Below are 12,244 nucleotides of genomic sequence, written 5' to 3'. Positions count from 1 at the left end.
ATAATTAAACCCAATTACTTAGCTTTTCATTCTGGAACCATCAGGGTCATAGAAAGGCATGGGAACTACCTTGCCGTAGATTCGCTGGTCACCACACTCATCTTCAAATATCTCAAGACGGGTGCCGATTTTTGCCATGTGCGACTCCACAAGTGCCATACCCACAGCCTCATTGAGTGAGAAGCTGTCACGGGCAGTACATATATAACCTCGAACCTTGTCATCAACTATGAGAGAGCCATCTTTTGGTGCCCGGCCATTGTTCTCCATCTTGAAACCCACAAGTCTGAAACGGGTTTGATCTTTTTCAGCCTGTGCAAGGGCAACAGCACCAACTGTTTTGGCATCGGTTTTTTTGCGATCCCAGAGGAAACCAAGCCCAAGATCAAGAAGGTTTGTACGCTGTTCCGACTCCTGGCCAAGAATGATGTGGCATTTTTCCATACGCAGAACATTCTGGGCTTCCACACCAAAGTTTTTGATGCCAAACTCTTTTCCTGCCTCTTTGAGCATGTTCCACAAAGATACCATGTATGAAGATGGTACATGGAACTCATAGGAGAGTTCTCCCACAAAACCAAGACGCATGGCTTTTACCGGAATTGTATCCTTTACCATGAACTCCTTGTAGGCGGAGAAGGGGAATGCCTCATTGCTCACATCTTCATCGGTTATCTTCTGGAGTACCTTGCGGGCATTGGGACCTGAAAGGTTGATAACACCCATTGAGTCAGTGAGGTTTACCATGTTGAAATCCCAGCCGTCATAACGGGTATGGTATCTTACCCACTCAACGGTCTGGCCTGCACGACCTGTGGAGGTGGTGAAATAGTAGTCGTTCTCAGCAATTTTAATGACAACACCGTCATCAATTACACATCCATCATCATTACACATGGCTGAATATTTGACTCTGCCAGGTTTTATTTTGGACATGTCACTTGTATATACTCTCTGAAGAGCTTTGAGAGCATCGGGTCCATGTATGCGGAATTTTCCAAGGGTTGAGCCGTCAAGCATTCCAACATTGTTACGGACATTTTCAATCTCTGCCTTGCACTCAAAATCATCTGAAAAGTAGCGGGCACGCTCCCAGACACCGATTTTTCTGAAGATACCACCGTCAGATCTCTGCATCTCGTCCATTGGGGTACGTTTCATCATTATATGATTGGTACCTGCATAGGTGGCAATAAGTGTGGGTACAAGTGGAGGCCTTACCGTTGTGGGACGTACAGGAGCGGGAACTCCGGAAAGAGCTTCATATTTTGCTACAAAAAGCGGCAGGTTGTGTCCAGGGATGCCTCCCTGTCCAGGGCCTGTTCCTGCAGATGTGAAACGTTTGATAAGTTCAGGAACATCAAAACCCATCTCAATGGCCTGTTTAATGTTCTTGATTGTTGTATCCTCATCAAAGCAGATGAAACTTTTTCTTCCCTTTACAGGAGCTGTGACAAGTTTGGTGCCCCTTGAAGGGCCGGGAAGTGCTTTTAAAGCCTCCTCAGCAGCCTTGAGAGCAGCATCGTCACATGCCTCACAGCAGGATGAACTGCTGGATTTTTCTTTGGAATCCCCCTCAGAATCACCTTCGGAAGCGCTTTCAGAACCGCAACATGTACAAGCAAGAGAATCCATGGCAGCTTTGATACCTGCAAGGGTTCCTGATGCCTCAATGGCCATTGAATCCTCAAGACCTGTCATGCGGCCTGCAATATGTGTCTTTTCAGGAAGGGTCTCTGGAATGAAAAAGTTTGTGTGAGAGTCGTAACGAAGTTTTGCACCGGCAAGTGTCAAAGGGCCTGTAATTGGTGTAAAACCTGCGGATGCTACAATTACATTGCAGTTGAAATCACGGGTTATTGTGCCGTCAATGGTTGCAATGGTTGCTTTTTTGACCTGTTTTGAACCATGTGCCTTTGTGACAACCCATCCCTTTAATACAGGGATGTTGCGTTTGGCAAGTTCCAGCAGAAGCTCGGGATTCTGTCCATCTTCTCTTATATCTGCAACACAGGCAATCTTCATTCCAAGGTCATACAGATCAATTGCTGCTTCAAGGCCAAGGTCGTGACCTACACTGAAGAGAGCCTTTTCTCCTGCAAGGATTCCATAGGTTCGTGCCAGACGATGGGCGCATGCAACCTGCATTACACCAGGGCGTTCGTTGTTGTCAAAAATCAGGGGACGCTCAATGCACCCAACTGCCACAACAACGGCATTTGCACGAATTTCCACATATCTTTCTGTAAAGCTGTCGCCCTCACCACCAATCTGGAAACCGGTAACAAGATTGTTGCTGTATGCACCAACCATTGATGTATGTTTCAGAACTCTTATGCCTGGATGTGCCTCAACTTTTTCAGCAAGCTCCCTTGCACGGCTGTAAAGTGGTTTGCCCTTGCTGTACTCTGCTGCTCTGTAGTCAAAAAAACCACCAAGCCATGGCCGTGATTCCATGATAATTACCCTGACACCCTTGTCTGCTGCTGCAAGTGCTGCCTGCATTCCTGCAGGGCCGCCGCCTATTACAACAACGTCTGTTCTGGGAAAAATTTCATCAAACTTACCAGGGGTTACATGGTCAGGAGACATTACACCAAGACCTGCGGCTTTCCTGATCTGCTTCATGGCAACAGGCCACATGGATGCAGGCTTGTGCATGGTTCTGTAGTAGAAGCCGGCAGGCATCATCCAGTCCAGTTTGTCAATGAATGCCATCATGTCATTTTCGGCAGAGCCTTTTACATTCTGCTCTTTTACTTCCATACCCTGTTTTGCAAGAGTATTTTCTGTCCTGACATTTGGGATACCGTCAACTTCCATGCAGGTGTTGCTGCACTCACCATCAAGGCTGTAAAGTCCCCTTGGACGGTGATATTTCAGGCTTCTGGCAAAAACCCTGACACCATTGGCATAGAGTGCTGTGGCAACAGTATCTCCTTCGGAACCTGCACAGGATTTGCCCTTGTAGTTAAAGATCACTTTTTTTGTGGGATCAATTCTCAGCGTGGGGAGCTGATTAAATCTGGTCATCATCTGTCAGCCTCCGGAGTTGCCACTTGAAGATTGGTTGTTGTATTTCTGTGAATGGTAAACCATGAGCCGCAGCCGTCCTTGTGGAACCACCACTCCTTCTGGACGCCTGCAACACAGTTGTTCATATGTACATAGTCACACCAGCTCTGGGGTGTCAGACCTGCTTCATCAGGTCTTGGACCCTTGTCTTCCCCGCCATATCTGAACTCATATCCGTTGCGTTTTCCACAGACCGGACATGTGATTGTTAAAGCCATTGTTTTTCTCCATGAATTTTGATGGTTTGGTAAAAAATCCTGAATAAAAAGCCGGTATTAATCCTTCTACTTTAGATTCGCATTTCTGTTTTTTTCTTACTTTTTGGGCAAGTGGCAATTAAATCAGATAGCCTTTTTGGTTCTGGCTTATCCAGGTTGAGTGTTTTACGGCAAAAAATAAGAATCGGATTTTTACAGGTTCATCAATTTTTAGTTATCCGGTGTATAGGTTACAAGTGCCGCAGTTTCGCCCATGAGTTTATGCTCTTCGTAGCGCTTTAGATTAAAGGGCTTGAGGATATTCGGGGCTTCGCCGTTTGCCATGAACTCAGCCATATGCTTTCCGGCAGCCGAACAGGATTTGAATCCAAAATAACCCCAGCCGCAATTGAAGAAGAAACCTTCAACCTGATCATTTCCATCCATTATGGGGGCCATGTCAGGGGTCATGTCAGCAAGGCCGCCCCAGATTCTCATGAATCTTACGCCCCTCAGACAGGGAAGGAACTCTGACAGGGCTTCTGCCTGGTGCTTAATGTAGTGTGCAGTGGTCTGGGTTGTGTAGTTAGGCCATTGATCCATGTGTGCACCGGTTGCAATCTCGCCTTTCAGTGTCTGATTTGCATAGCAGTGGTATGCACCGGATGAAACAACATGGTTTAAAAGAGGTTTAAGTGGCTGGGTAACCATTGCCTGGATGGTCAGAACACTTACAGGCAGTCTGATTCCCATCATTTTGTTAATAAGCGATGCAGAGTAGCCACCGGCAGAGATAAGAACCTTGCTGGTGTTTATAGTTCCACGATCTGTTTCAACAGAGACAACTTTGCCGTTGCGGGTATTTATGGCTGTGGCTTCAGTCTGCTGATGAATTTCCACTCCATACTTTGAAGCACCCCGTGCAAGTCCCCATACAACTGCATCATGACGGACAATACCACCTGGCGGATGAAACATGGCTCCGTGGATGGGAAAGGTAATATCCTCTGAAATGTTCAGTGCAGGCACAAGTTCTTTTGCCTCTTTGGCATCAATGAGGTGACTTTCAACCCCATGGTACTGAGCTGTGCAGATGGTCATGCGGGCCGCTTTCATGGCTGCCTCGCTGTGCATCAGGTTCAGGTTGCCGCAATTGTTAAACATCAGGTTGTAATCCAGTTCCTTTGTGAGAACCGGCCAGAGGTCAAGGGCTTCCTTATAGAGAGGAACATTGTACTGGGTACGCTGATTGGCACGGACAATGGCGGTGTTTCTGCCAGCACCGCCAAATCCGATGTAGTTTTTTTCAATTATGGCTACATCGGTGATACCATGTTCCTTTGCAAGGTAATAGGCTGTTGCAAGACTGTGAAGTCCGCCTCCAATGATTACCGCATCATAACTTGATTTGAGCTGGGTCTTTTCGCCCCACATGGGTTTGTATTTACCAAACATAAGCCTTCTCTTAAAATATTTGCTGCAAGGTTAGTGAAAAACTGACTGGATAATTTACCTGATACTCAATGAAATGAATTATGTCAAGAAGTTTTTTTTAAAATTATAATTTTTGAATTAATAATCGTTGACTTTCATAAATTTGAGGGCTATTTTTTGCCAGAAACGGCAACTATATATATTGATATCTATTTTATTGACATGTTTAATCAAGAAAAATTTAAGTTTATGAATGATTTTATTTCATCAGGCAGTAATTGCAATAACCCATCAAGGGAATCCGCTTCTTTTTTTTCTGATAAAGAGGGGGCAGATGCATTGGCATCAAAGGTCGTTTTATCTGAAGAGCTGGATGCAGAGCCGCCAGTCGCTGGAAGTAAATCAGCATTTCCGGACTCTGAAAGAGAGAACTCCTTTCAGGATTCATCCCACCCTGCCATAAGAAATATTATGGGCAGAATGGATGAATTGACTCCCAAGGCAAAGATACTTGGAAAATATATTGTGCAGAATCCCGGAAAAGTTGTTTTAATGACCACAAAACAGCTTGCTGAAGCCTGTGGTACCAGTGAAGCCACTGTGGTTCGCTTTGCAAATGGCGTGGGCTACAAAGGATATGGAGACCTTCAGCAGTCGTTAAAGGATTTTGTCAGTACCGGCGTCAATCTGCCTGACAGAAGTGATATGGAGAAAATGCGCCAGGAGCCAGGAATTGACAGGCTTCACAGGGTTGTCTTTGAGGAGTTGAGTGAACTTCGCCTGCTCTATGAAATGATTGATGTCAATATTATGAATGATTTTGTGAGTCAAATGATTGCAAGCCATGACATTTACATCGTGGGTTCAAGGATATCATATGCATTTGCATACTACATGGGATGGGCAATGACAAAGGTGAGAAAGGGAATTTCCATTTTAAAGGGCAGTGACTCAACAGCCATTGATACCCTCTCCAATGCACCTGATGATTCCCTTGTGGTTCTGGTTGCAACGACCCGCTATCCCAATGAGTTGATCAAAATCAGCAAGCTTACAAGGCGTCTTGGGCATAAGTTGCTTGTTATTACCGACAGCTCAACCTCACCTGTTATCCAGTTTGCTGATCTTGCCCTTGTGGTGCCACTTAAATCAGTTCCATTCATTGGAACGCCATCAAATATGCTCTGCGTCATAAAGTATATTGTTCAGGAGGTTGCAGCAGGGCAGGGAGAGATGCTCAAGATTCACCAGGAGCGGGTGGAACAGATTTATCTTGAAAATGATCTTCTTTTTAACATAAGGTCATGGTGATCATGCAAAAATAAGGATGTTACATTTCCTGCTTTACACTTTTTGGGAAACTACGCCCATTTATAGGCATTTATAATAAACATCCATGTTTGCTGACGCATCTCAACGAAACATGAAAGTCGTTGTGTATCAGTATGTTACGGAGGCTTTCTAATAAAAAAGTGTAAACTCCATGAAAGGAAATTAGCCATTCCATGTTGAACGTTCCTCATCAATATATTTTTCCCTCACCAGTCATAAGTTTTTTTATCAGCTACCATCAATAGTAATTTTAAGGCAATGAAAAACACAATATCTGGTAGAAAGTTATCTGGTAGCAAGTTATCTGGTAGCAAGTATTTAGAACTTATGGGTTTTGAGAAGGTTTATAGAATTTATTTTTTCCGGAATGGGTTTTAAATAACGTGCCCATTCATTTCTGGGAACGCTGGCGTCTCGCCCGCTTAGTTTAAATCAGAATGGTAAAGTTATTTCGTACTCATTCCTCTATGGTTTGTCTGCCTTTTTCGGTGAGGCGGTATTTTTGATTTTTACTTCGGGGTTTATCGGGAATAGTCATTTCAATTAAGCTTTTATTTAACAAAAATTTTATAGATGATTCATAATTTCTTGTTCTTCGTGGATATCCCAGTAGGTTCAACAGTTGTGGTGTTGATAGGGGGGTTTCTAAGTGTTTAATTATTGTTTTCATGGTTTCTGTTAAACTATGCTCATGCACCCCATCATGCACCCCATCATGCACCCCATCATGCACCCCATCATGCACCCCATCATGCACCCCATCATGCACCCCATCATGCACCCCATCATGCACCCCATCATGCATCCCACTTTGTTGGCTAACCTTTACCCCATTATCATCCATATGAACAATCGTGGCTTTTTTAGCAGGGTTTCCACCAAACTCCGGTACATGGATAATCATGCGGAAGTTATCACCTTCGATAAGCTGGGGATCGGCACCGCCATATTTTTTGCAGTAACGCATCATCTTACGCATACCTGAACCAAGCTCATCAGCACGGTCTATGACACGAAAGAAAGCACTTAAAACAGGATTTTTCTGAAAAGGAGTAGATGTTTCAGGGTTTAGAAGGCCAAAACCGTTGGGGCGGCTGGGGTTGTCTGTCACCACTCGCCCATACTCTATAATGATACGGGATGTGGCACCGCTTGCATATTCACGATGAATGAGCATGTTTGAGGCAACTTCACGAAAAATAATATCCCTTAAACTCCGTCTTTCTATCCCTTCAAGGTAAAAGGGATCTGCAAGGTGTTTTTTTATAAAAGATAGAATTCTGTCATAACTTTCAATCAGATTGGTGCGTACAAGGTCACGGTCATCATAACGATCTACATTTACTTTACGCAGAATAAGATCGGTTCGATGTGCCGGGCAGATCTGTAGAATATTGTGATCTGAGCCAAAAAGCATTACACCTGCCAGGGTCACGCCATAATTGCCGGTTACGGGATCTTTTTGATATAGCTGGGCACTTTTGAGCATCTGCATATCATCCATTTTTCCCCAGGGATGATTGGGGTCGTTAATACGCAGGTATTTTCGACAATCTTCCATCAGATCTTTTCTAAGCTCATCTATCTCTATCCAGGGATATACCCTGTTTTCACTGTATGTTGCCTGTTTACGCTGGTAAAGCCATGCCACCTGAACTGTTTGATCGGTAATATCAAGATCACCATCCTCATTGCGATCATATATTCGGCCGTTGCAGCGATGCACCTGTGAGCTTTCCGGGACATAAATCCTTAGAAGCCTTTTGCCCTCTATCTCTTCCTCATTGATTGAAAGATATGTTGGCGGTGATAGTTTTTGGGGATTGTTTATGGATGTAGCAAAGTCTTTGCGGATTTGTGCAAGTGCCTGGGGTTCAATGCCTTGAATATCACCATTGTCATTAATTCCCAGAAACAGGGTGCCGCCATGGCGGTTAAGAAAAGCACAAACCGTTTCATAAACATCACGATTGAGCTTATTTCGGCAGGTTTTGAACTCAAGTTCAATGCCTTCACCTTTGGCAATGAGTTGCAGTAGTCCTTCCGACATCAGATATCTCCTTTTTCCATGAAGTTAAAAAGAGAAGGGGGCTCTTGTTGCTTCGGTTAAAAAAACCACTTTTATCCATTGGATTGTGTTGTGGTTATCCGCCATGTTATTTTTTTTACGAAATCCTTGCGCTTTTTATGAGTAACTCCCTCAAAGCTGTCTGCCTAAGGGATGTATCCTGATTTTTCACAGCCATTGCCATTGCTTTGCGGGTACCCACAAACACGGCAAGTTTTCTTGCCCTTGTAAGACCGGTGTATATAAGGTTCCGGTAGAGCATTTTGAAATGCTGGGTTAAAACAGGGATAATCACAGCCTCAAATTCGCTTCCCTGTGACTTGTGTATTGTGACTGCATATGCAAGATCCAGCTCCATTATGTCATCTTTACTGTAATTCACCACCTTGTTATCAGGAAAGAATTTCACAGAACAGGTAAGCTCCATGTTATCCATATCAATTATGTTTCCGATATCCCCATTAAATACACCAAGGTCATAGTTGTTCCTTCGGTGAATCACCCTGTCTCCCACCCGAAAAATTCTCTCCCCAACCTTTATCTGGCGTCTCCCCTCTCCTGGCGGGTTGCATGCTTCCTGTATAACCCTGTTTAAATTTACGGTTCCAAGGGAGCCACGGGTCATGGGTGAAAGAATCTGTATTTCACAATCCTTTCCATAATATTTGGGAATCCACTCCTGATATAGCATTCTCACCACATCAAGGGCTGAATATCCATAATGAAGGGATGACCAGGGGTGTACCTTTTTGACAACAGAGACAAGCTCTTCCACCCTTGTGCCGGCTGAAAGCAGAGTGTTGAGATCCACATGCCTGAATTTTTTAGGGATATTAATCTCGGTTTCATAGGGTCTTATGGTTTCACTGATGTTAAATTCATAGCACTGGGAATCATCATCTTCTTTTTCTCCTTTTGTTTCAGAATGTCTTTCAATGCACTCGTTTTTGATGCGATTTATAAATTTCATCTGCTCCATTGTGGCTTCATCTGAATCCATGAACATGCAGTCAACACCATTTTGCCAAAGGTGTGGTTCATTGAATGGAGAGCCTATCCAGGGCATGTTTCCGCTGTTGATCTCATGGGCATATCTTATTATATGAGAAGCTTTGGCCTGGCGGAAGATTTGGGTCAGTGTAAAGCATGGTACAACACCTGAAGCAATTATATCTTTAAGTACATTTCCTGCGCCCACAGAAGGGAGCTGGTCGGCATCCCCTATGAAAAGCACCTGACAGCCATCTGGCACAGCCTTAAGAAGTGATGCGGTAAGGCTTATATCAAGCATGGAACACTCATCCACAATGAGAAATCCTGCTTTGAGTGGATTGTGCTCATTTTTCTTGAATTTGCCGTTCTGCCACTCCAGCAGCCGGTGTATGGTTTTAGCTTCTCTTCCTATCACTTCACTCATTCTCTGGGTAGCTCTTCCTGTTGGTGCTGCAAGCAGGATTTTCAACTCCTTTGATGGCGGCATGGTGTTGCTCATTGCCTCAATGAGTTTTACAATAACAAGGGTGGTTGTGGTCTTGCCGCATCCAGGGCCGCCTGTAAGAACAGAAAAATTTTCAGAAGCAATGGCAATTACAGCTCGCTTCTGTTCATCACTTAATGCAATATCTTTTGCTTTGCAGTAGAGCGATACCCAGCGTTCAATCCTGTTTTTTTCAACATCAGGTGGATCTCCGGAGCACATTGATAACACCCTTGATGCCACATAAAGCTCATCAAAATAGAGGCTTCTTGAGTAGTAACACACTTCCTGTTCAACCATGCGAACCATGAGCTTTTTTGAACTTTTCATCTGCTCAAGCACCTCATTTAACCTTTGAGCCATGTAATCAGGTTCAAGGCCAAGGTTAAGGAGGGATGAGACCTCTTCGTTGATCTGGGGAAAGGTAAGATAACAGTGCCCAAAATTTCGTGCCCCTGCAAGTACATGACGAATTGCGGCAATCATTCTCTGCTCACTGTCAGGGGCAAGTCCGATGCTTAATGCAACCCTGTCTGCGGAAAAAAAGCCTATTCCGTAAAAGTCATTTGCCAGGCGATATGGGTCTTCTGTCACCATGGAGATTGCATTATCTCCATACTCCTTATATATGCGAACAGCAAAAAGAGTACTGATACCGTGGGACTGCAAGAACATCATAACATCCCTGATGGATTTATGTTCGTTCCACGCTTCGCTTATCATCTCAAGTTTCTTCATGGCAATGCCAGGAACTTCTGTCAATCTCTCAATCTCTTCTTCAAATACATCCAGGGTGTTTTTATCAAAATGTTTTACAATTTTTCGTGCAGTTTTGGGGCCGACCCCCTTTATAAGTCCCGAGCCGAGATATTTCTCAAGGGCTGCCGAAGAGGCGGGTTTCTTCTCCTCTGCACGGGTGGCATGAAATTGTCGGCCATATTTTTTATGTACAGTCCATGAACCGTAAAACTCCATGGTTGCTCCGGCAAAAACTTTGGTCTGATGCACCACAACAGTCTCCTGCCTGCCAGGATCGGAAAAGGGCATTACCCTTAGAATTGACCAGCCATTATCTGAATTATGGAATGTGACTCTTTCCACAATTCCCTTTAGATTTTCTTGAATTATACCGCAATTTGTTGTGGATATATGCATTTTTAAATAGTGTGTTCCTGTTGGTATTTTTTTAAGAATTCCTGTTGTTTCGGACTTTGGACAAAATTAACGGAGCATTGATTTTTTGATGTGAAGATAAGTATTGAAATGATTAGAAATTTTAACATGTGTCAAATCTTAAAACCAATATGGGGATATTATTCGGGGTTTTGGACAATGCTAAAAACGAGCAAACCACAGAATAATTCCTTTATATTTTTGGTTAAAATTCAAAACATGTCTAAAAATATGTATTTTCAATAGGTTAAAAAATTTACTCAAAATCAATTAGGGGTGAAATTTGTCCAAAGTCCAGTGTTGTTAGCACCTTCTATTTTTAGTATAAACTGAATATTTTTGAAATAAAAATTTATGAAACTGTTTTTTCTTAAGAGCCAAATCATTTTTTAACAGTCTTTATGAGCCTATTTGGAATAACCCCCATGTTTGCTTACGCATCACAACGAAACATGAAAGTCGTTTTATATCAGTATTTTATATAGACTTTCTAATAAAATTGACTGGAAAACACTAAATTAAGGAGCTTTGTGAAATGAAGAAATGTTTATATGTTTTCATCGGCCTGGTACTAATGGCACTAACTTTGGCTGATGTTGTTATTGCTGATGAAATGACCATAACATTTGCAAGCGAAGAGTGGAAAGATGCCACCCACAGCGATGGCACCGGCCTTTACTGGGATATATTCAGGGCTGTTTTTGAACCTGAAGGTTACACTGTAAAAGTTAAAAAACAGTCCTATGATGCATCTGTAAAAATGGTGGAACAGAAAGTTGTTGATGCCATGGTCGGAGCCTATGAAGAGGAGATTGAGGATGGCACATACCCTGCGAACCACTTTGCAGTGGATGTGGTACAGGCTGTATATAAAAACGATCGTCTATCCCAGTGGAAAGGCCTTGAATCCATTATGAACAGTACAGTTGCATGGATCAAGGGCTACTCCTATGACGACTATTTCAGCGAGGAGATTACAACCACACTGAAAATAAGGCGCATGAATGACAGGGATGCGATTTTTAGGCTTTTTGATGTCGGAAAGCTTGATTTTTATATTGATGCAAAGGCAGATATCACCGATTTTTTCAATACCCACACGGATCAGTATCAGGCATCTTTTTTTAACCGTCAGACTCTTCTTGAACTCAAACTATTTGTTGTATTCACAAAGGATGAGAGGGGTGAAAAACTGGCAGCAATCTTTGACAGAAGCATGGAAGATTTATTGAAGAGAGGCGAGATCAGGAAACTCTATGATAAATATGCACATGCAACATTTCAATATCCTTCGGATTTTCTTAAGAAGTGAGCACGAAATGCTTTACCTATTTTGGCAGCATCCTTTCCTTTATCCCGTTTAACAGGTACCGGCAGAAGCATTTCGTTAATTCTGTCAACATAAAGCCTTTTTGTAAGAAGGTTGGGCAGTTTCAAAACCTGGTCACCATTTTCTGAACGGCCAACAAGGGTAAGGATTCCAAAGTA

The 12,244-nt window shown here is 43.2% G+C and carries 8 protein-coding genes; 2 read left to right on the top strand and 6 right to left on the bottom strand.

The features are described 5' to 3' along the window. Positions 1-18 precede the first annotated feature (18 nt). The 3 genes from MTBBW1_RS05185 to MTBBW1_RS05175 form a co-directional block, all read right to left on the bottom strand. Positions 19-3,036, bottom strand: coding sequence for a 2Fe-2S iron-sulfur cluster-binding protein (locus MTBBW1_RS05185; protein WP_080800192.1), 3,018 nt, complete (start codon positions 3,034-3,036; stop codon positions 19-21). After that, complete coding sequence (locus MTBBW1_RS05180; protein ID WP_080800190.1) at positions 3,033-3,293, bottom strand: sarcosine oxidase subunit delta; 261 nt, start codon at positions 3,291-3,293, stop codon at positions 3,033-3,035. The genes MTBBW1_RS05185 and MTBBW1_RS05180 overlap by 4 nt, the downstream gene beginning before the upstream one ends. A gap of 210 nt (positions 3,294-3,503) precedes the next feature. Further along, positions 3,504-4,727, bottom strand: a complete 1,224-nt coding sequence (locus MTBBW1_RS05175; RefSeq protein ID WP_080800187.1) for an FAD-dependent oxidoreductase — start codon at positions 4,725-4,727, stop codon at positions 3,504-3,506. 228 nt (positions 4,728-4,955) lie between these two features. Here MTBBW1_RS05175 and MTBBW1_RS05170 point away from each other — a divergent pair, with 228 nt between their 5' ends. Next, positions 4,956-6,017 (top strand): MurR/RpiR family transcriptional regulator, encoded by a 1,062-nt coding sequence (locus MTBBW1_RS05170; protein ID WP_245809268.1) that lies wholly within the window; start codon positions 4,956-4,958, stop codon positions 6,015-6,017. 478 nt (positions 6,018-6,495) lie between these two features. On the opposite strand, the gene MTBBW1_RS05165 is transcribed toward MTBBW1_RS05170, so the two are convergent. Together MTBBW1_RS05165 and recD2 are read right to left on the bottom strand one after the other, a co-directional pair. Beyond that, positions 6,496-8,088: an RNA-binding domain-containing protein gene (locus MTBBW1_RS05165; protein WP_139786671.1), complete on the bottom strand. Its 1,593-nt coding sequence runs from the start codon at positions 8,086-8,088 to the stop codon at positions 6,496-6,498. A 115-nt stretch (positions 8,089-8,203) separates the two neighbouring features. Then, a complete protein-coding gene (recD2, locus tag MTBBW1_RS05160; RefSeq protein WP_080800185.1) occupies positions 8,204-10,738 on the bottom strand; it encodes an SF1B family DNA helicase RecD2 in 2,535 nt (844 codons plus the stop codon). A 553-nt stretch (positions 10,739-11,291) separates the two neighbouring features. Between recD2 and MTBBW1_RS05155 the strand changes: the two genes are divergently transcribed. Next, on the top strand, positions 11,292-12,068 hold the full coding sequence (locus MTBBW1_RS05155; RefSeq protein ID WP_080800182.1) for a substrate-binding periplasmic protein: 777 nt from the start codon (positions 11,292-11,294) through the stop codon (positions 12,066-12,068). Here the strand turns inward: MTBBW1_RS05155 and MTBBW1_RS28150 are convergent. After that, positions 12,038-12,244 (bottom strand): hypothetical protein (locus MTBBW1_RS28150; RefSeq protein WP_186441092.1); only part of this gene is annotated, 207 nt, incomplete at its 5' end. The genes MTBBW1_RS05155 and MTBBW1_RS28150 overlap by 31 nt on opposite strands.

Source organism: Desulfamplus magnetovallimortis (genome assembly GCF_900170035.1).
Taxonomy (GTDB): Bacteria; Desulfobacterota; Desulfobacteria; order Desulfobacterales; family Desulfobacteraceae; genus Desulfamplus; species Desulfamplus magnetovallimortis.
The sequence above is the reverse complement of the archived record's forward strand: the minus strand, read 5'-3'. Positions and strand labels throughout refer to the sequence as shown.

What these genes read in the sequence shown, in the direction of transcription:
- MTBBW1_RS05185 (WP_080800192.1), bottom strand. Translation starts at nt 3,036, where the DNA reads ATGATGACCAGATTTAATCAGCTCCCCACGCTGAGAATTGATCCCACA.
- MTBBW1_RS05175 (WP_080800187.1), bottom strand. Translation starts at nt 4,727, where the DNA reads ATGTTTGGTAAATACAAACCCATGTGGGGCGAAAAGACCCAGCTCAAA.
- MTBBW1_RS05180 (WP_080800190.1), bottom strand. Translation starts at nt 3,293, where the DNA reads ATGGCTTTAACAATCACATGTCCGGTCTGTGGAAAACGCAACGGATAT.
- MTBBW1_RS05165 (WP_139786671.1), bottom strand. Translation starts at nt 8,088, where the DNA reads ATGTCGGAAGGACTACTGCAACTCATTGCCAAAGGTGAAGGCATTGAA.
- recD2 (WP_080800185.1), bottom strand. Translation starts at nt 10,738, where the DNA reads ATGCATATATCCACAACAAATTGCGGTATAATTCAAGAAAATCTAAAG.
- MTBBW1_RS05155 (WP_080800182.1), top strand. Translation starts at nt 11,292, where the DNA reads ATGAAGAAATGTTTATATGTTTTCATCGGCCTGGTACTAATGGCACTA.
- MTBBW1_RS05170 (WP_245809268.1), top strand. Translation starts at nt 4,956, where the DNA reads ATGAATGATTTTATTTCATCAGGCAGTAATTGCAATAACCCATCAAGG.